The 22,309-nt window shown below is 65.3% G+C and carries 16 protein-coding genes and 1 pseudogene; 10 read left to right on the top strand and 7 right to left on the bottom strand.

What is annotated here, in order from left to right; translation table 11 throughout:
• The first annotated feature begins 344 nt into the window (after positions 1–344).
• The 4 genes from I6F38_RS40670 to I6F38_RS40655 all read left to right on the top strand — a co-directional run bounded on the left by I6F38_RS40670 (position 345) and on the right by I6F38_RS40655 (position 5,773).
• Positions 345–1,262: a pirin family protein gene (locus tag I6F38_RS40670; RefSeq protein ID WP_028335539.1), complete on the top strand. Its 918-nt coding sequence runs from the start codon at positions 345–347 to the stop codon at positions 1,260–1,262.
• Between the two features lie 99 nt (positions 1,263–1,361).
• On the top strand, positions 1,362–2,270 hold the full coding sequence (locus tag I6F38_RS40665) for a phosphoribosylaminoimidazolesuccinocarboxamide synthase (RefSeq protein ID WP_225164361.1): 909 nt from the start codon (positions 1,362–1,364) through the stop codon (positions 2,268–2,270).
• A 198-nt stretch (positions 2,271–2,468) separates the two neighbouring features.
• Positions 2,469–3,275: a crotonase/enoyl-CoA hydratase family protein gene (locus I6F38_RS40660; RefSeq protein WP_225164360.1), complete on the top strand. Its 807-nt coding sequence runs from the start codon at positions 2,469–2,471 to the stop codon at positions 3,273–3,275.
• A 344-nt stretch (positions 3,276–3,619) separates the two neighbouring features.
• Complete coding sequence (locus tag I6F38_RS40655; RefSeq protein WP_225164362.1) at positions 3,620–5,773, top strand: SulP family inorganic anion transporter; 2,154 nt, start codon at positions 3,620–3,622, stop codon at positions 5,771–5,773.
• A 108-nt stretch (positions 5,774–5,881) separates the two neighbouring features.
• Here the strand turns inward: I6F38_RS40655 and I6F38_RS40650 are convergent, their stop codons facing one another.
• A complete protein-coding gene (locus I6F38_RS40650; protein ID WP_225164359.1) occupies positions 5,882–7,258 on the bottom strand; it encodes an FAD-dependent oxidoreductase in 1,377 nt (458 codons plus the stop codon).
• A 54-nt stretch (positions 7,259–7,312) separates the two neighbouring features.
• Positions 7,313–8,014, bottom strand: coding sequence for a GntR family transcriptional regulator (locus I6F38_RS40645; protein WP_225164358.1), 702 nt, complete (start codon positions 8,012–8,014; stop codon positions 7,313–7,315).
• A 144-nt stretch (positions 8,015–8,158) separates the two neighbouring features.
• Here I6F38_RS40645 and I6F38_RS40640 point away from each other — a divergent pair, with 144 nt between their 5' ends.
• Positions 8,159–9,055 (top strand): amino acid ABC transporter substrate-binding protein, encoded by an 897-nt coding sequence (locus I6F38_RS40640; RefSeq protein WP_225164357.1) that lies wholly within the window; start codon positions 8,159–8,161, stop codon positions 9,053–9,055.
• Between the two features lie 104 nt (positions 9,056–9,159).
• On the opposite strand, the gene I6F38_RS40635 is transcribed toward I6F38_RS40640, so the two are convergent.
• From I6F38_RS40635 to I6F38_RS40625, 3 genes are all read right to left on the bottom strand, one after another.
• Positions 9,160–11,226, bottom strand: coding sequence for a TonB-dependent siderophore receptor (locus I6F38_RS40635; RefSeq protein WP_225164356.1), 2,067 nt, complete (start codon positions 11,224–11,226; stop codon positions 9,160–9,162).
• A gap of 618 nt (positions 11,227–11,844) precedes the next feature.
• Positions 11,845–13,341 carry an NAD-dependent succinate-semialdehyde dehydrogenase gene (locus I6F38_RS40630; protein WP_225164355.1) on the bottom strand — a complete coding sequence of 499 codons (1,497 nt, stop codon included), beginning with the start codon at positions 13,339–13,341 and terminating at the stop codon, positions 11,845–11,847.
• Positions 13,342–13,576: 235 nt separating this feature from the next.
• Positions 13,577–13,900 (bottom strand): hypothetical protein, encoded by a 324-nt coding sequence (locus I6F38_RS40625; protein WP_092080983.1) that lies wholly within the window; start codon positions 13,898–13,900, stop codon positions 13,577–13,579.
• Positions 13,901–14,245: 345 nt separating this feature from the next.
• Between I6F38_RS40625 and I6F38_RS40620 the strand changes: the two genes are divergently transcribed.
• Together I6F38_RS40620 and I6F38_RS40615 are read left to right on the top strand one after the other, a co-directional pair.
• Positions 14,246–15,439, top strand: coding sequence for a serine hydrolase domain-containing protein (locus tag I6F38_RS40620; protein ID WP_225164354.1), 1,194 nt, complete (start codon positions 14,246–14,248; stop codon positions 15,437–15,439).
• Positions 15,440–15,756: 317 nt separating this feature from the next.
• Positions 15,757–17,469, top strand: a complete 1,713-nt coding sequence (locus I6F38_RS40615) for an AMP-binding protein (protein WP_225164353.1) — start codon at positions 15,757–15,759, stop codon at positions 17,467–17,469.
• A gap of 127 nt (positions 17,470–17,596) precedes the next feature.
• On the opposite strand, the gene I6F38_RS40610 is transcribed toward I6F38_RS40615, so the two are convergent.
• Positions 17,597–18,598 carry an adenosine kinase gene (locus tag I6F38_RS40610; protein WP_225164352.1) on the bottom strand — a complete coding sequence of 334 codons (1,002 nt, stop codon included), beginning with the start codon at positions 18,596–18,598 and terminating at the stop codon, positions 17,597–17,599.
• 266 nt (positions 18,599–18,864) lie between these two features.
• Here I6F38_RS40610 and murJ point away from each other — a divergent pair, with 266 nt between their 5' ends.
• The 3 genes from murJ (at position 18,865) to I6F38_RS40595 (ending at position 22,105) form a co-directional block, all read left to right on the top strand.
• Entirely contained in the window at positions 18,865–20,403 is a 1,539-nt protein-coding gene (gene murJ / locus I6F38_RS40605; protein ID WP_225164351.1) for a murein biosynthesis integral membrane protein MurJ, read from the top strand.
• A 66-nt stretch (positions 20,404–20,469) separates the two neighbouring features.
• The gene (gene trpS / locus I6F38_RS40600; protein WP_028335526.1) at positions 20,470–21,522 is read left to right on the top strand and encodes a tryptophan--tRNA ligase; all 1,053 of its coding nucleotides are present in this window, start codon (positions 20,470–20,472) and stop codon (positions 21,520–21,522) included.
• An 88-nt stretch (positions 21,523–21,610) separates the two neighbouring features.
• Positions 21,611–22,105 (top strand): universal stress protein, encoded by a 495-nt coding sequence (locus I6F38_RS40595; RefSeq protein ID WP_028335525.1) that lies wholly within the window; start codon positions 21,611–21,613, stop codon positions 22,103–22,105.
• Here I6F38_RS40595 and I6F38_RS40590 read toward each other — a convergent pair.
• A pseudogene (locus I6F38_RS40590) lies at positions 22,102–22,309 on the bottom strand (IS481 family transposase); the annotation flags it as partial. The gene I6F38_RS40595 and the pseudogene I6F38_RS40590 sit on opposite strands and share 4 nt — an antisense overlap.

Raw genomic sequence — 22,309 nt, 5'->3', positions numbered from 1 at the left:
GGCGCGCGTCTTCGGCGTCGTCGTGGCGTTCGCGTGCAGGCTCAGTTCCATGACCCGAGGTGCTCCCTGACAAAGGCCACGCCTCGTTCTACACCGATTCCATCAAACCAATCAGCAGGGACCAAACACGAAGCAGGGACCCATAACCACCGATGTGTGTTGCTAGCGAAAGCTGGGGCCCCAGCCTTCGTAACATTAGCATCGGTGGTTATGGGTCCCGGCTCGCGCGGAGCCTGTCATCGGGCGGCGCTTCGCGCCGACCCGTTGGCTTGGCCGGGACGACGGATAGAGAGTATGATCACGGCAAAAGAGTATCATCGCTACACTACTGCAAGGAGTCCGACATGAGCTGGCAGCCCTCGACCGATCCCGAACTCGGCGATCCCAAGACCTGCGACGCGCTGGACCTGATCATCGTGCCGCGCACCCGCGATCTCGGCGACGGCTTTGCGGTGCGCCGCGCGCTGCCGCACGGCAAGCGCCAGATGGTCGGACCCTTCATCTTCTTCGACCATTTCGGGCCGGTGCAGTATCTCGCCGGCAAGGGCATGGACGTGCGGCCGCATCCGCATATCGGGCTCGCCACCGTCACCTATCTGTTCGACGGCAGCATCATGCACCGCGACAGCGAGGGCAACATCCAGGAGATCCAGCCCGGCGCGATGAACCTGATGACCGCGGGCCGCGGCATCGCGCATTCCGAGCGCACCCCCGACGTGCAGCGCCGCGACGGCCAGAAGATGCTCGGGCTGCAAAGCTGGATCGCGCTGCCGGCGGGCAAGGAGGAGATCGCACCGTCGTTCCAGCATTATGGCGCGGGCGACCTGCCGATGATCTCCGAGCGCGACTTCACCGCGCGCATCATCGCGGGCTCCGCGTTCGGCATCACCTCACCGGTCAGCATGGTCTCGCCCTGGTTCTACACCGAGGTGACCGCGAAGGCCGGCACCTCGGTGCCGCTCGACCCCGATCACGAGGAACGCGCGATCTACCTCGTCGACGGCGAGGTCGAGATCGCGGGCGACCGCCACGAGGGGCCGCGGCTGCTGATCTTCCGGCCCGGCGACCGCATCACCGTGAAGACGCTGCGGCCAACCCGCATGATGTTCCTCGGCGGCGACGCCCTGGAAGGGCCGCGCCACATCTGGTGGAATTTCGTCTCGTCCTCGAAGGAGCGGATCGAGCAGGCCAAACAGGACTGGAAAACCGGGCGTTTCGCGCAGGTTCCGCACGAACACGAGTTCATTCCGCTGCCGGAGTGAGTTATTTCCTGTGATAATCTCGAACGCCCGCACGGCCGCGTGCGGGCGCTCGTCTTTGCAAGCCACCTATTTTGAAAAGCCACCTAGAAAGATCACGCCATGACCGCGATGCTATCCAGCGATTTGCCCCTGCCCCGGATCGGCCGCGGCAAGGTGCGCGATATCTACGCCGTCGGCGACGATCGCGTGTTGCTGCTGACCACCGATCGCATCTCGGCATTCGACGTGGTGATGGCGGAAACCATTCCGATGAAGGGCGCGGTGCTGACCCAGATCAGCGCCTGGTGGTTCCGGCAGCTCGAGGGCACCGTGCCGCATCACATGATCAGCGCCGATGCCGACGAGATCATCCGCGCCGTGCCTGAACTGAAGGACCATCGCGCCGACATCCTCGGCCGCGCGATGCTGTGCAAGCGCACCACCGTGTTCCCGATCGAATGCGTGATCCGCGGCTACATCTCCGGCTCGGCATGGAAGGAATACGCGGCCGATGGCACGCTTGCCGGCGAGAAGCTGCCGGCCGGCCTGGTCGAAAGCCAGAAGCTTGAACCCGCGATCTTCAGTCCGGCGACCAAGGCCGAGGCCGGCCATGACGAGAACATCACGGTCGCGCGGGTGCGCGAGATCGTCGGTGCCGACGACGCTGCGACGCTGGAGAAGATGGCGCGCGACGTCTACGGCTATGGCGAGCAGACCAGCCGCGCCCGCGGCATCATCATCGCCGACACCAAATTCGAGTTCGGCCGCGACAAGGACGGCCGCATCATCCTGATCGACGAGGTGATGACGCCGGATTCGTCGCGGTTCTGGGCGGTCGATGCCTACAAGCCCGGCCAGTCGCAGCCGAGCTTCGACAAGCAGCCACTGCGCGACTATCTCGACGTCGAGCGCCGCGCCGGCCGCTGGAACGGCGACGCGCCGGCCCCGCCGCTGCCGGCCAGCGTGGTGGATGCGACGAGCAAGCGGTATCTGGAAGCGTATCGCCGCGTGACGGGGCTGAAGGTTTAGCCGCAGCGTCATTGCGAGCCAACGGGTCGCGCGAAGGCGCGCCCGATGACAGGCTCGGCGAAGCAATCCATGGCGCCACAAGCCGAGGCATGGATTGCTTCGTCGCTACGCTCCTCGCAATGACGGCTGAGGTGTTGCAACGAACTCACCTCTGATGCCACTCTCCGGGCACAACAAGAACAGCCCAGGGAGCGCCCCATGTCCGATGCCGATACCGTGCTCGTCGAGCGCGACGGTTCTGTCACCATTATCTCCATCAACCGTCCGCACAACCGCAACGCCGTCGATGGCGCCACCGCGCGCAAGCTGTATGACGCGTTTCTCGCCTTCGATGCGGATGCGAGCGCATCCGTCGCGGTGTTCACCGGCACCGGCGGCTATTTCTGCGCCGGCGCCGATCTGAAGGCGGTGGCGGCGGGCGATCCCGAGAAGAAGCGCGAGGTCGGCGGCCACAACACGATCGCGCCGATGGGACCGAGCCGGCTGCGACTGTCGAAGCCGGTGATCGCCGCGATCGAAGGCTTTGCGGTCGCCGGTGGCATGGAGCTCGCGCTGTGGGCCGACATGCGCGTCGTTGCCGAGGACGCAACCTTCGGCGTGTTCTGCCGCCGCTTCGGCGTGCCACTGATCGATCTCGGCACCATCCGCCTGCCGCGACTGATCGGCCATTCGCAGGCCATCGACCTGATCCTCACCGGACGCCCGGTCGGCGGCGCTGAAGCGCACCGCATGGGGCTCGCGAACCGGCTGGTGCCGAAGGGCGAGGCCCGCGCCCACGCCATCGCGCTCGCCAAGGACATCGCGAAATTCCCGCAGAACTGCCTGCGCGCCGACCGCCTGTCGGCGCTGCGGCAGTGGGATCTCGACGAGGAAGAGGCGATCAGAAACGAGATGCGCGGCGGGCTTGAGGTGATCGCCTCGGGCGAAACGCTGTCGGGCGCGGCGCGCTTTGCCTCCGGCGTCGGCCGTCACGGCGCGTTCGGCAGTGAGGGCGGCCACGGCTGAAGATCACGTCTCGCTATCCTTCTCCTTCCCCCTGAAAGGGGGAAGGCCGGGATGGGGGTCAGCCGCAGGCGACGCTCTGTGCGGAGAGAGCAGATCCCCACCCGCTCTGCTCTGACGAGCAGAGCGACCTCCCCTTTTTCAAGGGGAGGTCCGAGCCATTTCCGCGGCGCTGGGTTTCGCCGCGCTCTGCGCGAGAAGCGAAATGCCCGCGTTGAGAACCGACTGTCACAAAAATCCTGTTGTCGTCCTGCGCCGGGCTCGTCTACGACTGGCGGCGAAAGTTCAGGACATTTTTTAACGTGATTAGTCGATCGCTCTATTTCGGCTCGCAAGCGCGGCGGGTCATGCACGACGTGCTCGGCGGCGGCGCTGCCAGTGTGCTCGGCATCACGTTCGGCCTGTCCTACGCGCTCTTGATCTTCGCCGGGCCATTGTCGCCCTATCTGTCATACGGCGTCGCGGCGACATTCATTTCCTCGGCCGTGCTCGCGACCTTGATCGCGCTCGGTAGCTCGCTGCCCTTCGCGGTCGCCGGCCCCGACACCTCCACCGCGGCGGTGACGGGAATCCTGATGGCCTCGCTGGTCGAGCGCGTCAGTGCCGCCAACCCGACGGCGCCGCTGCTCGCGCCGGTGCTGATCACGCTCGGGCTCTCGACCATCGTCACCGGCATCGTGCTGTGCTGTCTCGGGCTGACACGGTTCGGCCGCGCCATCTGCTATGTGCCTTACCCTGTCGTCGGCGGATTCCTCGGGGCGACCGGCCTGTTGATCGTGCTGGGCGCGATCAGGGTGATCACCGGCTACCCCGTGCAGCTCAGCACCCTCTTCCACTTCACCAACATCATCACGATCTCCGAGCTCAGTGCCGCCTGCGCGATGGCGCTGGTGCTGTATCTGACCTGGCATCGCTCGCGCACCCCGTTCGGTCTGCCGATCATCCTGATCGGCGGCGTGATCGTGGCGCACCTCGTATTCTGGATCATCGGCATCACGCCCGAGGAAGCGCATCTGACCGGCTGGACCTTCGAGCCGCCGCCGGCATCGACCTTCATGCTGCCGTGGCACATGGCCGAACTTGCACAATATCCATGGTCGGCAGTGCCGGACCTGCTCGGCAACATGATCGCCGTCGTGTTCGTCACGGCGGCGAGCACGCTGTTCAACACCACCGGCATCGAGGTCGCGGTGCATCGCGAGGCCAATCTCGAGCGCGAGCTGAACATCACCGGTTTCGCCAACATCGTGACCGGCGCGCTGGCCGGCTATGCCGGCTGCATCTCGGTCAGCCGCTCGATCCTTAATTTCTCCAGCGGTGGGCGCGGCCGGCTGTCGGGGCTGACAGTCGCTGCGATCTCGCTGCTGATGCTGGCGGCGGCTCCGCAGCTGCTCGGCTACATGCCGAAATTCGTGCTCGGCGGCCTTCTGCTCTATCTCGGCGCCGACCAGCTGCACAAATGGATGATCGAATCGCGCAAGCGGCTGTCGAGGACCGAATATGTGTCGCTGCTCGCGATCATCGCCATCATCGTGACCTGGGGCTTCGTGCCCGGCATCCTGATCGGCGTCATCATCGGCTGCGCCACCTTTGCGCTCAGCGCGGCGCGGGTCGAGGCGATCAAATACGGTTTCGACGGCTCGGAATATCGCAGCTCGCTGGATCGCTCGCGCGATGACCGCGAGGTGTTGTCGGCCCATGGCGGCAAGATCCAGGGCCTGACCCTGCAAAGCTATCTGTTCTTCGGCTCCGCCAACCGCCTGTACCAGCACGTCAAGGCGCTGCTGCGCGAGCACCCGGAGTGCCGCTATCTGCTGTTCGATTTCAAGCTCGTTACCGGCGTCGATTCGTCGGCGGCCTACAGCTTTGCGCAGATCAAGCGCAGCGCGCACGAGGTCGGCGTCGAGCTGGTCCTGGTGCATCTGTCGGCCAAGGCCGAGCAGGTGCTGCGCTCGAGCGATTTCATCACAGAGGGCGTCACCGTGATCGACGAGCTCGATCGCGCGCTTGAATGGTGCGAGAACCAGATCATCGCGCAGCACCAGGAGCTCGCGCAGGAGGAAGCCGACCTGCGCGGCTGGTTCACGGGGATGCTCGACAGCGAGAACGACGCCGACGCGCTGATCCGGCGCTGCCAGCGCATCGAGGTCGACGCCGGCGAGGTCATCGTGCACGCCGGCGACGCCGCCGATTCCATGCACTTCATCCTCGACGGCCGTGTCGGCATCATGGTGCCCGCCGAGGAGGGCCGCTCCACCCGGGTGCGCAGCCTCGGCCGCTACACCACGATCGGCGAGATGGGCCTCGTCTCGCAGGCCCCGCGCAGCGCAACCATCCAGGCCGAGATGGCGAGCGTGCTCTATGTGCTGAACACCCACCAGTTCGCCGCGATCCGCGACGAGGACCCCGGGCTCAGCCACAAGCTGCTGACCTATTTCGTGTCGGTGATGGCGGAGCGGCTGACGTTTGCCAATCGCACCATTGCGGTGCTGCGGCGCTGAGAACGTGTAGCCCGGATGGAGCGAAGCGAAATCCGGGAACTAGGTTGCCGCGCGGCGATAACCCCGGATTGCGCTTCGCTCCATCCGGGCTACGAGAGTGAGACCGAGCTACAGCAACCCGCGGCTTTCGCTCGCCGCGAGCTCCGCCATCAGCGCCTTGTCCTGATAGCGCGCGAGCGAGAGGCTGCGGGCGAAGCCCGGCACGGGCGCGCCGACCACGGCGCGGGCGCAGAGATCGCCGGTGGCGCAGGCGCCCATGGTGCCGTAGCCGGAGAGCGCGGTGGCAAGGAACACGCCCGGTGTCTTCGCAGCGCCGATCAGCGGCCAATTCTCTCTCGTCATCGGATAGTACCCGCCGTAATGCACGCGGTCGCGCGGCAGCGCGCCGAGATATTGCGCGAGCTTTGGCTGCAGCCGGCTCGCGGCGCGCAGCACGACTTCAGGGAAATAGGGGTTCAGCTCCGGCTCGCGGACCGGCTCCGTGGTCTGTTCCGCGTTGAACGCCCAGCCGAGCTTGATCCACTCGCCGTGATCGCCGCCGTCGGGCCTGCAATGGATGCTGCCCGGCATCGGCGCCAGCAGACGCGAAAATTCCGGCGCCGCTGCCAGCGCCTCGCGTTCATCATCGGACCAGGCCAGCGTCTGACCGTCGAGATCGATCGCGAACGGCATTTTGCGATCGACCGCGCGGTTGCGGTCGGCGAACGCGATCTTCTGCTGCAGCACATTGACGATCGGCAGCTCTTCGCCATGCATCGCCGCGACATGCGCCGCGAACGGGCCCGCGGCGTTGACGATGATGTCCGCCTTGATGGTCTGCCGCGCGCCATCGGCCAGCACATCGACGGTGAAGCGACCGGTCTTCGCGATGCCGAGCACTTTGGCCTGCTGGAATTGCGCGCCGAGCGGCCGCATCGTCTCCAGCATGTACTGGCCGAGCTGCTGGCCGCTGATGTCGCCGGCGCGGCGGATATGCAGCGCCGTCGCAACCTCCTTGTCGAAGCTCGGGTAATGCGCCTGGATCAGGTCACGGCCGAGCAGGACGTCGACCCCGTCAGGCGCGCTCTGCCAATCCGCCGAATGCGGCGGCAGATAGCCTCGGCCGTCGCCCTCATGCATGCGGATCAACTTTTCGGCCCGCGCGCCATAGCCGGTATGGAGCTGCTGCAACAGCTCCTCGGGCTTCTCCTCGCGCGTGACCAGGAGATAGCCGCGCCGGGTCATGTGGATGCGGTTGTCGCTGCGGCGCGCGATCGCCTCCATCAGGTCGGTGGAATGGTTGGTGAAATCGGCCATCGTCGGATGCGGCCACCAGTTGCGGTAGTTCTCGCCCGACTGCGCCGAGGTCAATGCCATCGGCTGACCTTCGTCGACCATCAACAGGCGCAAACGTTTGTGCTGAACGGCGAGGTAATAGGCCGTGGCGATGCCGACGATGCCCGCACCGATCACCAGGATTTCGACGTCATTGGTCTTCACGCGCATACTCCTGCGGCCGCGCCGCGCGGCCCGCGATCATTCACATTGTCTGAACGTCGATCAGGCAGGGCGACCCTCGCCTGCATCGCGCAGCGCCTGGCGCTGCGCCGAGCGCAGCGTCTTCTGCGTCTCCTCGATATGATCGCGCAGCAGCCGGACCGCCTTCTTGACCTCGCCGTCGCGGCAGAATTCGAGCAGCCGGTAATGCTCGCGCTGCGGCCGCTCCTTGCCGGTCGCCTGCGATACCAGCGCCCGGGTGAAGCGGCCGACATGGCCGTAATTCGCCTCGATCATGCCGAGCAGGCGCGGGCGATTGCACGGCGCGTAGAGCGTGGCGTGGAATTTCCAGTTGAAGGCGCCCCATTGCGCCGGATCGGGCTCGGCATCATAGGCGCGGAGGATTTTCGTCGCCGCCTCGAGATCGATCTCGCCCATGGCCGGGATCGCCAGGCGCAGCGCGTGGCATTCGAGCGCGATCCGGATCTCGAGCAGCTCGATCACCTCGTCGATCGACAGATCCGAGACCACCGCGCCGCGGTTGGGCAGGAAGGTCACAAAGCCCTCGGCCTCGAGCTGGCGCAGCGCCTCGCGCACCGGGATGCGGCTGGTCCCGAACCGCGCGGCAAGCTCGTCCTGACGCAGCTGCAATCCCGGCGCGAGCTCGCCCGAGCTGATCGCGGCCCGCAATGCCTCGCGCACGGCGTCCGGCGCGGAACCGTGGGGTCCGGCCCCGCGATGGCTGGTGACGGTTGCGGGCTCCATCCGGCTTCTCTCTCGCTGTGCGGCGGCGGCGGCCAGGATATCCAGCCTAGCCGATTGTATAAAATCAGTTTGCCGATTATGCAATGGCTGTGTATAAAATCTCGCCTTATCATATCCAATATTGCCAACGTTCGCGAGCACCCGATGCATCAAGCCACCAAGCGATTGATCTGTCTAGCTTTTCTTGCGGCGGCGTCCGCCCCGGCACAGGCCCAATCGTCCGGCGGCACCCTGGCCAAGATCCGCGATGCCGGCGAAATCCGGCTCGGCCACCGCGACGTCTCGGTCCCGTTCTCCTATCTCGACGACAACCAGAAGCCGGTCGGCTTTGCGATGGACCTTTGCACCCGGATCGTCGATGCGGTGAAGGCCGAGCTCAAGCTGCCGGCGCTGCAGACCAGGCTGCAGCCGATCCAGCTCTCCACCCAGATCCCGCTGATCGAGAACGGCACCATCGACATCGTCTGCGGTCCCGCCACCAATACGCTGGAGCGGCAGAAGGTCGTCGCCTTCAGCAACACGATCTTCGTGTCGAGCATCCGCGCGGTGGTGCAGAGGGACGCGCCGATCAAGACCTTCGAGGATCTCGGCGGCCGGCCGGTCTCGCTGACCTCAGGCTCGACCTCGATCGGACTGTTGAGCGCACGGGCCCAGGAGAAGAACTTTCAGACCAAGAACATCCTGACGGCGGACCACGCCGCATCGTTCCTCGCGCTGACCACCGGGCGCAGCGAAGCCTTCGTGATGGACGACATTCTGCTGGCGAGCCTGATCGCGGGCAGCCGCAATCCGGCGGACTGGCGCATCATCGACGACAGCCTGCGCACCGAGCCCTACGGGCTGATCATTCGCAAGGGCGATCCGGAGTTCAAGGCGCTGGTCGACAAGACGCTGGTCGCCATGATGAAGAACGGCGAATTCCAGGAGCTCTACGCAAAATGGTTCACGCGGCCGATCCCGCCGAAGAACGTGAACCTGAATTTTCCGATGACGGCGCCGCTCAAGGACGCTGTCGCCAACCCGAACGACAAGGGCGTGTGACGCAATCGCCGGATCGGCGGCGAATCGTTCGCAACACAGCCGCGACGACTGAGGGGCCACCGCACACCAGCGTGCGGCGCGCGATGGCCCCTCGGCTTTTTCTGCTAGAAATCCACCGTCATGGAAAGCCACAGCGTCCGCGGCATGCCGCTGATTACATAACCGGTTGGATTGCCGATCCAGTAGTGCTTGTCGAACAGATTGGTCAGTGACGCCCTGAAGGTGGTCCGACGCCCCGCGAGGGTCGTCACGTAGCGCGCACCGATGTCGAAGGTCGCCCAGGCGGGAACGCTTTGGACGTTGTCGGCACTGACATAGGCCCGGCTGGTGTAGATGGCGCGCGCCGTCGCGGTGAGGCCGGGCACGAAGGGCGTATCCCATTCGACACCGAGATTGCCCTGCAGGTCGGGCGCGCCGATCGCGTGATTGCCGTCGTAGAGGTGGCCCTGCGTTTGGGTAAGCCGGGCATCAAGCCAGGTCACGCCACCGAGAACGCGGACGCCGGGCGTGACCTCGCCGAAGGTATTGAGCTCGATACCGCGGTTTCTCTGCTCGCCATCCAGACTGTAGATCTTGGTGACGGGATCGATCACACCGCTCGGTTGGCTGATCTGGAACGCCGCAAGGCTCGCACCGAAGCCTCCGAGATCGAGCTTCGTGCCGACCTCGACTTGTCGCGTCTTGAACGGCGCAAACACCGCATTGGTATTCACCGCGCCGGAGGGCGGCGTCGGCCCCGGCGTCAGCCCTTCGATGTAATTGGCATAAAGCGAGAGTTGCTTGATCGGCCTCACCACCAAGGCGATCGAAGGCGACGTCGCGCTATCGTCGTAATGCGTTGTTTCCAGGCCGCTGACTGGATTGAAGCTATTCGCGATCACCTGCTGCTGGCGCGCGCCCACGATCACCTGCAACAGGCCCCCCATAGTCGTGATGGTGTCGGCAACACCGACGCTGCGCAGCCCGAGGAAGCCGGACTTGCCCTCCGGGAATGTCGATATCGGCGCGCCGGCGGTCGTCAACAAGGTCGGTCTGTAGATGTTCGTCAGGTAGGTCGCGTAGTTGGTCTGGCCGAGCCAATCCGTCCGGTTTTGCGCGCTGCCGCTGACCACGACCTCGTGGCCGATGGGACCCGTGTCGAAACGCGCGCGTACACCCGCCTCGCCGGAGGCGCCCTCCGACTTGCCGGTCTGGAACCGTGACGTGCCCAAGGCATCGCCTGCGGTGTTGAGCAGCGTGGCACCGGGATCTTCCTGCTTGTCGTAGCGGAACTGGTTGCCGCCGATCGCGCCAAACACGGTGACGCTGTTGCTGAGATCGTATTCGGCCCTGGTCAAGCCGGTCAGACTCTGCGAGCGCGCATAGTCAAACGGCTGCGCGAGATTGATGCGCGGATCGGGGGCGCTCGGCATGGCGATGCCGGGCACGGGCGTGTAGCCGCGCTGGGCCGCCTTCATCCAGTCGTCCTGGGAGATGATGTCCGCCGACCAGCGAAAGCGCTCTCCATGATAGTCGACGCCGAGCGAGCCCACGCCGTTGCGCGCCGACTGCCGATCGATCGTGGTGTTGCCGCCATCGATCCCGCCGTTGAAGCGAACGCCCCATTCCTTCTGTTCGCCATAGCGGCGTGCGAGATCCAGCTCTGTCCCAAAACGTCCATCCGAGATGTAGCCGGCGGTCAGGCGCGTGATGTCTTCCGCCGCCCGCTTCGTCACGACATTGACCGTGCCGCCGATGCTGCCTTGCGGGGCCATTCCGTTGAGAAAGGCACCCGGCCCCTTGAGCAGCTCAATGCGCTCGATGGGAGCCGGATTGATGCGGTAGGCCGGAACGAGGCCGTAGAGTCCGTTCAAGGCGATTTCGCTGTTCTCGACCCGGAAGCCGCGGATGGTCAGCGCGTCGTAACGGTTGCTGCTGCCGATCGCAGCACGCACCGACGGATCGGAATTGGTCAGCACTTCCGCAACGCTTGTTGCCTGCTGATCGCGGATCGTCTTCGCGGTGTAGCTCGTCAGGCTGTACGGGGCCTCCATATAGTCCTTGTTGCCGAGCAGGCCGAGTTGCCCGCCGCGCGCGACCTGGCCGCCGATATAGGGCACGGGTAACGCCGCCTGCTGCGCGCCGGCCGTCGGCGCGGCCGCAGCCTGCGGCGCGTGCTCGCGCCTGCTCACCTGACGCGATGCCGATGGGCGCACCGAACGCGACGACGACGGCCTCCGAACCGGCGTGGCTCGATGCTCTGGCGCGGTGACGACGACTGGAGGCAGCGGAGCAACGCTGCTCGCGGGTGACTGTTCAGGCGACTGGGCGAGCGAAGGGACCGCGGAAAGGAGGAGAGACGCGCACGCGAATTGAAATGCGCGTGGAGCGTTTGAACTGACGAGCATGAGGTCCCCGGATTCTTCGTGGCTTCGCCTCGAACATCATCAGGGTTCGAGCGCGACCACCGGGGCATAAGCAGCATGCGTTGTGAGGCCAACTAGAACGCATCCAAGCAACGGGGATAACACCTGCCGCATGAAGCGACATCGATGCGGCAAATTCTGCGTTTCGATTATTCTTTCGCTGAATCGGCGTTTGCGCGCATGCGGCTTGCTTCTAATCGCCACCTTCGAGGTTAGAGGGATTCTTGATGCGATCGTCGTCGCGATCGACGCGCTGCATCCAATCGCGGTGAATCGTCGCAGACCGCGAATGTCGGCGGACGGAGCGATCGACAACGACGACCGAAGGATTCACCGGCATGCGTCCCCTCGCCCGCCAGGGCGAAGGGACACGCGGCCCGGCGATCAGACGCCGGCCATCATCACGTATTTGATCTCGACATATTCATCCATGCCGTGGCGCGAGCCTTCGCGGCCGAGGCCCGATTCCTTGACGCCGCCGAACGGCGCCACTTCGGTCGTGATCAGGCCGGAGTTGACGCCGACCATGCCCGACTCCAACGCCTCGGCGACGCGCCAGACGCGGCCGATGTCGCGCGAATAGAAGTAGGAGGCGAGGCCGAACGGCGAGGCGTTGCACATCGCGATCACGTCGGCCTCGTCCTTGAAGCGGATCACCGGCGCGAGCGGGCCGAAGGTTTCCTCGTGCGACACCAGCGCGTCCGGCCGCACATCCGAAAGCACCGTCGGCTCGAAGAAGCTGCGGCCGAGCGACGAGCGCTTGCCGCCGGTCACGATCTTGGCGCCGCCCTTCACGGCGTCGGCGATGTGCCGCTCGACCTTCTCGATCGCTTCCATGTTGATCAGCGGCCCCTGCGTCACGCCAGCCTCCGTGCCGTCGCCGATCTTCATCTCCGCGACCTTCTTCGACAGCTTCGCGACGAACGCGTCGTAGATCTTGTCCTGGGCATAGAGACGGTTGGCGCAGACGCAGGTCTGGCCCATGTTGCGATACTTCGAGACGATGGCGCCTTCGACGGCGGCATCGATATCGGCGTCGTCGAACACCACGAACGGCGCGTTGCCGCCGAGCTCGAGGCCGAGCTTCTTCACGCCGACCGACGCCTGCCGGTACAGGATCTTGCCGACCTCGGTCGAGCCGGTGAAGCCGACGAAGCGCACCGCCGGATGCTCGCACAGCACCTTGCCGATCGGCGGCGCATCACCGGTGATGATGTTGAACACGCCCTTCGGCACGCCGGCCTTCTCGGCCAGCGCAACGAGCGCGAGCGCGGACAGCGGCGTCTCGTTGGCGGGCTTCAGCACCACGGTGCAGCCGGCTGCCAGCGCCGGCGACACCTTGCGGGTGATCATCGAGTTCGGGAAATTCCACGGGGTGATGGCGCCGCAGACACCGATCGGCTGCCGGATCGCGAGCAGGCGCGCGTCCGGACGCTGCGTCGGGATCGTCTCGCCATAGACGCGACGCGCCTCTTCCGCGAAGAATTCGACATAGGCGGCGCCGATATCGACCTCGCCGAGCGCTTCCGCCAGCGGCTTGCCCTGCTCGGAGGTCAGGATCAGCGCAAGGTCCTCGCGGTTGGCGATGATCAGATCAAACCACTTGCGCAGGATGTTGGAGCGCTGTTTCGCGGTCAGCTTGGCCCAGGCCGGAAACGCGCGCTCGGCGGCCTCGACGGCCTTGGTCGCGTCATCGGCGCTCAGCTGCGGGATCTTGATCAGCTCGACGCCGGTCGCCGGATTGTTGACGGCGAATTCGGGGGTACCAACCCAGGCGCCGTCGATGTAGCAGCGGTCGCGCAGCAGCGAGGGGTCCTTCAGGCGGCTTTGCAGGGAGGATGCTGCGGATTGGGTGGCGCGTGCGGCGACGGGCGGGGTCATGGCGTTACTCCTGTCATTTCTGGAATTTCTTGGGGGTGTTCGCCGCCTATATAAGCGGAAAGCCGCTGCGATGCACCGGCGCCGGGCGCGACCCTGCTTGGACGCAAACGCGGCGCGATTGTTGGAGGGTTGTCATTCCGGAGCGGCTCTAAGAGCCGAACCCGGAATCTCGAGATTCTCGGTGCGCAGTTGCGCACCTGAGGGTTCGATGCTGCGCCCGTAATGACGGCTCTGATCAGACTGCGCCGCCGGACATATAGGTTTCCCGACGGCCGATCATGCGCTCGGCCGCGGCCTTGGCGTCCGCCTTGGTCGAGGTCGCGCAGGTCCGGTATTCGAGGTCGGCCTGCGCCCGCGCATCGCGGCGGCCGAACCAGGATTTGGCGCCGGTCTGCAGCAGCGCCAGCGCCCGCGCGACATTCTCGACGGCCTCGAACGAGTGCAGCGCGCCGGTACCTGCGTAGCGGACTTCGTAGAGACCTGGGCTGATCGGCGCTTCGATATTCTCGCCGCGGCCCGGCCGCGGATAGCGCTTCCATTCACTCCATGTCGAAATCATTGTTGCGCCCCCGCAAGGCGGGAAATGACGAATCTTTTCGTCAAATCCGGTCCAATCCGCCGCACCGTTTATGCAGCGATCTGAATGCGTTAATGCAAATAATCAGGTACGAAAATCATTCCTTGATCACGTTACCGTGGCCGCCCGCGAAGGTCACCGGGACTTGCTCGAAGTCCCCTGCAAAATCTGCGCGCGTGGTGAACGCCTCCCGACCAAGGCCGTTCCTGGCGGCCGGCCTTCACGACATCGCGACGTCGTCGCATCGCGCCCGCCTTGCGGGAGCGGAAAAGCGGGAGGATGATCCGCCCACTTCAAAACAATAAACCCCACCGGAGGAAGCCCCCAATGCAGAGCAAGGCTCAGATCGATCAGGTATTGCGCCAGAAGAGCGAGGCAAAGGAAATTCCCGGCGTGGTCGCCATCGCGGCCACCGGCAAGGACGTGATTTACGAAGGCGCGTTCGGCCAGCGCGACCTCTCCAAGAGCGATCCCATGACGGCGGACAGCGTGTTCTGGATCGCCTCGATGACCAAGGCGGTGACCTCGGCGGGCGCGATGCAGCTCGTCGAGCAGGGCAAGCTCTCGCTCGATGAGCCGATCGGCAAGCTGTTGCCCGATCTCGCCGCGGTGCAGGTGCTTGACGGCTTCGACGCCAAGGGCGAGCCGCAGCTGCGGCCGGCGAAAAAGCCGATCACGCTGCGCCAGCTCATGACCCACACCGCCGGCTTCGCCTACGATATGTGGGACGGCAACCTCGGCAAGTATCTGGAAAAGACCGGCACGCCCGGCATCATCACCTGCCTGAATGCCGCGCTGAAGACGCCGATCATGACCGACCCCGGCACGCGCTGGGAGTACGGCACCAATATCGACTTCGTCGGCAAGGCGGTGGAAGCCGCATCCGGCAAGAAGCTCGATGCCTATCTGCGCGACAATATGTTCGCACCGCTCGGCATGAGCGACACCGCGTTCAAGATCTCCGACGACATGCGCAAGCGGCTGGTCGGCATGCATGCCCGCGGCGAGGACGGCACGCTGGCGGCAATCCCGTTCGAGCTCGAGCAGAATCCTGAATTCCACATGGGTGGCGGCGGCCTGTATTCGACGGCGGCCGACTACATCAGGTTCTGCCAGATGATCCTCAACAAGGGCAAAGGCAACGGCAACCAGGTGCTGAAGGCCGAGACGGTCGCGACCATGGGGCAGAATCACATCGGCGAGCTCACCGTCGGCAAGATGACGACGGCCTTGCCGATGTACACCAACGATGTCGATCTCTATCCCGACATCGTCAAGAAATGGGGACTGAGCTTCCTCATCAACACCGCCAAGACACCGGAAGGCCGCAGCGCCGGCAGCCTCGCCTGGGCGGGCCTTGCCAACACCTATTACTGGATCGATCCGTCGCGCGACGTCTGCGGCGTGATCCTGACCCAGCTGTTGCCGTTCGCCGACAAGCACAGCCTGGAAGCCTTCGCAGGCTTCGAGAAGGGCATCTATGCCGGGCTCGACGCCGGCAGCGGGCAAAGGGCGGCGTAAGGCTCGATGAGATAAGTCGTACCAGCCGTGACGGGACTCCTCTCCCTCTCCCCGTTCTTACGGGGAGAGGGTTGGGGTGAGGGGCTGCTTCCGCACAGACGGTCGCAATTGGACTCGCAGAGACTCCCCCTCGCCCGGATCGCATCTTCGATGCGATCCGACCTCTCCCCGCACGCGGGGCGAGGTGAAGCGGAACCCGTCGCCGCTACAATCGAAAGCCATACCCGCCATAGGTCGGGCCTGTCCCATCGGCGCCAAACGACTAAGATCGCGCAAAAAAGCGCGACGACACGAACACGACCACGAGGAGGACGAGCTTGGCACCCACGCCCAAGGGAGACAGCAAAGCCGACAGCTATGTCTGCGGCATTTCCGATGCGCCGCTGCTCGGTGAAACCATCGGCCGCAGCCTCGACCGCGCACGGGCGCGCTGGGGCGAGCGCGAGGCGCTGGTCTCGCCGAGTCACAATGTGCGCTGGACCTGGACCGAATTCGCCTGTCACGTCGAGGCGCTGGCGGCGGGCTTCATCGCGCTCGGGCTGCAACGCGGCGAGCGGATCGGCATCTGGTCGCTGAACCGGCCGGAATGGACGCTGACGCAATTCGCCGCCGCGAAAGCCGGACTGATCCTCGTCACCATCAATCCGGCCTATCGCCTCAGCGAGCTGGAATTCGCGCTCGGCAAGGTCGGCTGCGCCGCGATCGTGACAGCAACCGCGTTCAAGACCTCGGCCTATATGGAGATGCTGAACACGCTGCTGCCCGAGCTTGCGAGCTCCGAGCCCGGCCATCTGCGCTCGGCGCGGCTGCCGCAATTGCGCGCCGTGATCCAGATCGGCGGACCGGCGGCGCCGGGCACCATTCCGTTCGATGCGGTATCGCAGATGGGCGGCGATCGCCATCGCGAGCAGCTTGCGGCGCTCGGCGACAGCCTGCAATTCGACGATCCCGTCAACATCCAGTTCACCAGCGGCACCACCGGCTCGCCCAAGGGCGTGACGCTGACCCATCACAACATCCTCAACAACGGCTACTTCACCGGCCGCGCCATGCGCCTGACCGAAGCGGACCGCATCTGCATTCCGGTGCCGCTCTATCACTGCTTCGGCATGGTGATGGGCAACCTCGCCTCGGTCACGCTCGGCACCACCATGGTCTATCCCGGCGAAGGTTTTGATCCGCTGGCGACGCTGACGACGGTCGCGCAGGAGAGATGCACGACGCTGTACGGCGTGCCGACCATGTTCATCGCCGAGCTCGACCATCCCGACTTCGCGCGCTTCGACTTGTCGTCGCTGCGCACCGGCATCATGGCCGGCGCGCCCTGCCCGATCGAGGTGATGAAGCGCGTCAACACCGAGATGAACATGCGCGAGGTGACGATCGCCTATGGGATGACCGAAACCAGCCCGGTGAGTTTCCAGAGCGCGACCGACGATCCCTTGGAGCGCCGCGTCTCCACCGTCGGCCGCATCCATCCGCATGTCGAGGTCAAGGTGGTCGATCTCGACGGCAAGGTGGTGCCGCGCGGCGAACGCGGCGAGCTCTGCACCCGCGGCTACAGCATTATGCTCGGCTATTGGGACGAGAAGGAAAAGACCGGCGATGTGCTCGACGCCAATGGCTGGATGCACACCGGCGATCTCGCCGTGATCGACGACGAAGGCTATTGCAACATCGTCGGCCGCATCAAGGACATGGTGATCCGCGGCGGCGAGAACCTGTATCCGCGCGAGATCGAGGAATTCCTCTACCGCCATCCGAAGATCCAGGACGTGCAGATCTTCGGCGTCGCCGACGAGCGCTATGGCGAGGAGCTGTGCGCCTGGGTCAGGATCAGGCAAGGCGAAACGCTCACCGCCGACGAGGTCCGCGCCTTCTGCCATGGCCAGATCGCCCACAACAAGATTCCGCGCTATGTCGAATTCGTCGAGGAATTCCCGATGACGGTGACGGGGAAAATCCAGAAGTTCGTGATGCGCGATGCGGTGGAGCAGCGGCTCGGATTGAAGGCGGCGAAGACGGCGTGAGGCCGGCCCCACTCTCTCAACATCGTCATGCCCGGGCTTGACCCGGGCATCCACGACTTCGGATCCGCGACAAGAAAGACGTGGATGGCCGGGACAAGCCCGGCCATGACGGAAGAGAAACTCCGCCTTAAACCAGCAGCCCCTGCTGCTTCGCCAGATCCTGCAGCGAGACCAGCGGCCGGGCGCCGATGTGCTGGATCACTTCGGCCGCGGCGAGCGCGCCGAGCCGGCCGGCGTTCTCATGGCCGACATTGCGCACGAGACCGACCAGGAAGCCGGCGGCGAACAGATCGCCGGCGCCGGTGGTGTCGACCAGCCTGTCGATCGGCGAGGCGGGCGCCGCGACGACGCTGTCGCCGGAGATCACGACGCAGCCCTTCTCGCTGCGGGTGACGACGCCGAGCCTGGTGTCCTTGCCGAACTGCTTCAGCGCGGTGTCGAAATCCGAGGTCTGGTACAGCGAGTGCAGCTCGGACTCGTTGGCGAACACCAGGTCCACGATGCCCTTGCGCATCAGGTCGAGGAATTCGTCGCGGTAGCGATCGACGCAGAACGAATCCGACAGCGTCAGCGCGACCTGGCGGCCGGCGCCGTGCGCGATATCAGCCGCCTTCACGAACGCGTCCTTGGCGTTCTTCGGATCCCAGAGATAGCCCTCGAGATAGATGATGCTGGCGGCTGCGATCTGGTTCGGATCGATATCGTCCGGCGTCAGATCCTGCGCGGCCCCGAGATAGGTGTTCATGGTGCGCTCGCCGTCCGGCGTCACCAGGATGTAGGAGCAGCCGGTGGCCGGTCCGGTCCTGGCCGGCGCGGTGTCGAAGGCGACGCCGGCGGCGCGGATATCGTGGACGTAGAGCTTGCCGATCTGGTCGTCCTTGACCTTCCCGACATAGGCGGCGCGGGCGCCGAGACTGCCGACGCCGACGATGGTGTTCGCGGCCGAACCGCCCGACATTTCGGTCGCCACCCCCATGTCGCCGTAGATCGCGGTGGCGCGCGCCTCGTCGATCAGTTGCATCGAGCCCTTGGTCATGCCGTGACGGGCAAGGAACCCCTCGTCGGTCTGCACCAGCACGTCGAAGATCGCGTTGCCGATCCCAAGAACGTCGTATTTTGCGTCAGCCATAGACCTGCCCTGTGTTAACGCCACCCAACAAGAGTGGCGGCCTATCACGTTACGCCTCGGGGCAGCAAGGGAAGCTATTTGGGCGAAACCCTGTCAGCATTGCGCTCTGCCAACCCGTCATCCTGAGGAGCGCGTAGCGCGTCTCGAAGGATGAACGGCCCGACTTTGGCCGATTCATCCTTCGAGGCTCGCCGAAGAGGCTCGCACCTCAGGATGACGGGACTGACACCGCTGGCAGCAACGCAGGCTGCTGCTATAGAGACGCAATGTTCCGCTCCTTCCTCACGGTCTCCTCGGGAACGCTGGCCTCGCGATTGCTCGGCTTCGTGCGCGATTCCGTGATCGCGGCGCTGCTCGGCGCGGGACCGGTGGCGGATGCCTTCCTGGCGGCATTCCAGCTTGTGAATGTTGTGCGACGGTTGTTGTCCGAGGGCGGACTGAATGCCGCTTTGGTGCCGGCCTGGCTGAAGGCGCGCGATGCCGGCGGCTTGGAGGCGGCAACCGCCTTTGCCAGCCGCGTGCTCGGCACCGTCAGCGCCGCGGTGATCGCATCCGCGCTCGTCATCGGCCTGCTGATGCCGCTGGTGATCGCGGCGATCGCGCCGGGTTTTGTCGGCCGCGACACGCTGCAATTCGCCGTCGACAATGCAAGGCTGATGCTGCCCTATCTCGCCTTCGCCGGCCCGGTCACCGTGATGATGGCGCTGCTCAGCGCCCAAGGACGTTTCGCGCTGACCGCGTTCTCGCCGCTGTTGTTCAACATCGCGCTGATATCGGTGATGGCCGTGCTGCTGGTGCGGCAGCAGGAGCCGGCGCAGGCGGCGATTGTCATGGCGGCAACGATCGGCATCGCCGGCTTCCTGCAACTGTCGATGCTGGCGCTGCGCGGCGCGAAACTCGCCTCGCCGCTCCGCGTGTCCTTCGATCCTGACATGCGCCGCTTTCTCGGCCGCGCGATCCCCGGCATGGTCGCGAGCAGCGCGCCGCAATGGCTGATGGTGGCAGGCGCGGTGATCGCATCGACCTCGCCATCGGCGGTGTCCTGGCTCTATTTCGCCAACCGCCTGCTCGAGCTGCCGCTCGGCATTGTCGGGGTCGCCATGGGCACCGTGCTGATCCCGGAGATGACGCGCGCGGTGCGCAGCGGCGAATCCAGCGCGATCGCGCATGCGGAATCGCGTGCCCTCGAGCTCGCGGTCGGGCTGGCGCTGCCGGCGACGCTCGGCCTGATGGTGCTGAGCGAGCCGATCGTGCGGATGCTGTTCGAGCACGGCGCCTTCACCGCCCAGGATAGCGCGGCAACCGCGCAAGCCTTGATCTGGCTGACGCTGGCCTTGCCGGCGCATGTGCTGGTGAAGGCGCTGTCGCCGGCATTCTTTGCGCGCGAGGACACGCTGACGCCGCTGCTCGCGACGCTGAAGGCGGTCGTGGTGACGATCGCGGCGGCCTTTCTGCTCGGCCATCTCTTCGGTGCGAGCGGAATTGCCGCAGGCATCGCGCTCGGCGCCTGGAGCAACGCACTGGCGCTGATCCGCAAGGGGGCCGCGACCTTCGGCTTCTCGATCGATGCCGATGCGCGCCGCCGGCTGCCACGCATCCTGGCCGCAGCGCTCGCGATGGGCGCCCTGCTCTGGCTCGCGGAGGGCGCGCTGCCGTCAGCCGGCAGCCACGGTTTCGTGCAAGCAGCCTCCCTGCTCGTGCTGATCGCCTCAGGTATCGCCGGTTACGGGCTGTTCTTGCAGCTTTTCGGCGTCACCGGCTGGCGCGAGGCGGTTAACGCCGTCAGGCAAAGGCGCCCCGCCTGACTTGCGCGCGCGGAGCTTAAGTGGCAAACGACGCGGCAAAACTAGCCATTTCCGGGAATCGAGACCATGGCGTTCGTTGAACGGGTTTTCTCAGGCGTCCAGCCGACGGGCAATCTGCACCTCGGCAACTACCTCGGCGCCATCGTCAACTTCGTGAAGATGCAGCAGACCCACAACTGCATCTATTGCGTCGTCGACATGCATGCGATCACGCAGGGCGTCGAGGTCTGGGGCGGCCCGGCCGAGCTCGCCCGCAACACCCGCGAGGTCACCGCGGCCTTCATCGCCGCGGGCATCGATGCCAAGAAGCACATCGTGTTCAACCAGAGCCAGATCGCCGGCCATGCCGAGCTGACCTGGATCTTCAACTGCGTCGCGCGGATCGGCTGGCTGAACCGCATGACGCAGTTCAAGGAGAAGGCCGGCAAGGACCGCGAGAACGCCTCGGTCGGCCTCTACGACTATCCGGTGCTGATGGCCGCCGACATCCTGCTCTACCGCGCGACTCATGTGCCGGTCGGCGAGGACCAGAAGCAGCATCTGGAGCTGTCCCGCGACATCGCGCAGAAGTTCAACAACGATTTCGGCGACTCAATTCGTGGTCATGGTTTCGCCGACGGCCTGTTCTTCCCGCAGCCCGAGCCGCTGATCACGGGGCCGGCGACGCGGGTGATGAGCCTGCGCGACGGCACCAAGAAGATGTCGAAGTCGGATGCGTCGGACAATTCGCGCATCAACCTCACCGACGACGCCGACACCATCGCGCAGAAGATCCGCAAGGCGAAGACCGATCCGGAGCCGCTGCCGTCGGAGGAGAAGGGTTTGGAAACCCGCCCTGAGGCCGACAACCTGGTCGGCATCTACGCGGCGCTGGCCGGCATCTCCAAGCAGGAGGTGCTGACGCAGTTCGGCGGCGGGCAGTTCTCCAGCTTCAAGAACGCGCTGGTCGAGGTTTGCGTCGCGAAACTGGCGCCGATCGCCTCCGAGATGAAGAAGCTGGTCGCCGATCCCGGCCATGTCGACGCGGTCCTCGCCGACGGCGCCAACCGCGCCCGCGGTATCGCCGACGAGACCATGCGCATCACCAAGGACATCGTCGGCTTCATCCGCCCGCGCTGACGCGCGAGGCAGGAACTGCGCGCTCCCTCTCCCAAACGGCGAGGGAGTATGGCACCATGGGTTGGTTTGATTCAGCACCGGGACATGCATGACCACCCAGCGACGAAGCTACGAGTCAGGTCACAAGCCGAAATGCCTCGTCATCGTTGACGACACCGCGGAATGGGACCGCGCGGTCTACTACGCCAGCCGGTGGGCGATCCGGGTCGGCGGCGGCGTCGTCATGCTGCGGGTGATCGAGACCGAGGACCAGAACCAGCAATGGCTCGGGGTCGCCGACATCATGCGCGCGGAGGCCGAGGAGGCCGCCAATGAGGCGCTCGACCGCGCCGCCGGCCGCGCCAACGGCATTGCCGCGATCACCCCGGAGCGGGTAATTCGAGAGGGCGACCCGATCGAACAGATCCTCGACGTGATCGACAAGGACGTCGATATCGCAGCGCTGGTGCTGGCGGCCAATCCGGGCGCCGAGGGGCCCGGGCCGATCATCACCACCATGGCCAAGACCATGGGGGCATTCCCGATCCCGGTTACCATCGTGCCGGGCGGCCTGACCGACGCCGAGATCGACGCCCTGTCCTAGGTGTTCAGTCCCGAGGTCAAGTGGATGGGATCGATCCTGAAGCGGTTTGGTTCGTCGGCCCATGCTTTGCAGATAGCTTCATAGGGTGTGAGACCACGCAGGGTCTTAAGGCGTCTGGCGAAGTTGTAAGCATCAAGGAAGGCAGCGAGGTGATCTTCCAATTGCTCGTGGGTCTCGTAGTGGTATCGCCGGACGGTTGCCTCC

This window comes from Bradyrhizobium sp. BRP56 (assembly GCF_020194035.1).
GTDB classification, from domain to species: Bacteria; Pseudomonadota; Alphaproteobacteria; order Rhizobiales; family Xanthobacteraceae; genus Bradyrhizobium; species Bradyrhizobium australafricanum.
Note: the sequence above shows the minus strand (reverse complement) of the source record. Positions and strands in the feature narration are given on the sequence as shown.

Bases quoted from the DNA above. Each gene is read 5' to 3' on its own strand.
- I6F38_RS40670 (WP_028335539.1), top strand. From the start codon at position 345: ATGAGCTGGCAGCCCTCGACCGATCCCGAACTCGGCGATCCCAAGACC.
- I6F38_RS40665 (WP_225164361.1), top strand. From the start codon at position 1,362: ATGACCGCGATGCTATCCAGCGATTTGCCCCTGCCCCGGATCGGCCGC.
- I6F38_RS40660 (WP_225164360.1), top strand. From the start codon at position 2,469: ATGTCCGATGCCGATACCGTGCTCGTCGAGCGCGACGGTTCTGTCACC.
- I6F38_RS40655 (WP_225164362.1), top strand. From the start codon at position 3,620: ATGCACGACGTGCTCGGCGGCGGCGCTGCCAGTGTGCTCGGCATCACG.
- I6F38_RS40650 (WP_225164359.1), bottom strand. From the start codon at position 7,258: ATGCGCGTGAAGACCAATGACGTCGAAATCCTGGTGATCGGTGCGGGC.
- I6F38_RS40645 (WP_225164358.1), bottom strand. From the start codon at position 8,014: ATGGAGCCCGCAACCGTCACCAGCCATCGCGGGGCCGGACCCCACGGT.
- I6F38_RS40640 (WP_225164357.1), top strand. From the start codon at position 8,159: ATGCATCAAGCCACCAAGCGATTGATCTGTCTAGCTTTTCTTGCGGCG.
- I6F38_RS40630 (WP_225164355.1), bottom strand. From the start codon at position 13,341: ATGACCCCGCCCGTCGCCGCACGCGCCACCCAATCCGCAGCATCCTCC.
- I6F38_RS40625 (WP_092080983.1), bottom strand. From the start codon at position 13,900: ATGATTTCGACATGGAGTGAATGGAAGCGCTATCCGCGGCCGGGCCGC.
- I6F38_RS40620 (WP_225164354.1), top strand. From the start codon at position 14,246: ATGCAGAGCAAGGCTCAGATCGATCAGGTATTGCGCCAGAAGAGCGAG.
- I6F38_RS40610 (WP_225164352.1), bottom strand. From the start codon at position 18,598: ATGGCTGACGCAAAATACGACGTTCTTGGGATCGGCAACGCGATCTTC.
- murJ (WP_225164351.1), top strand. From the start codon at position 18,865: ATGTTCCGCTCCTTCCTCACGGTCTCCTCGGGAACGCTGGCCTCGCGA.
- trpS (WP_028335526.1), top strand. From the start codon at position 20,470: ATGGCGTTCGTTGAACGGGTTTTCTCAGGCGTCCAGCCGACGGGCAAT.
- I6F38_RS40595 (WP_028335525.1), top strand. From the start codon at position 21,611: ATGACCACCCAGCGACGAAGCTACGAGTCAGGTCACAAGCCGAAATGC.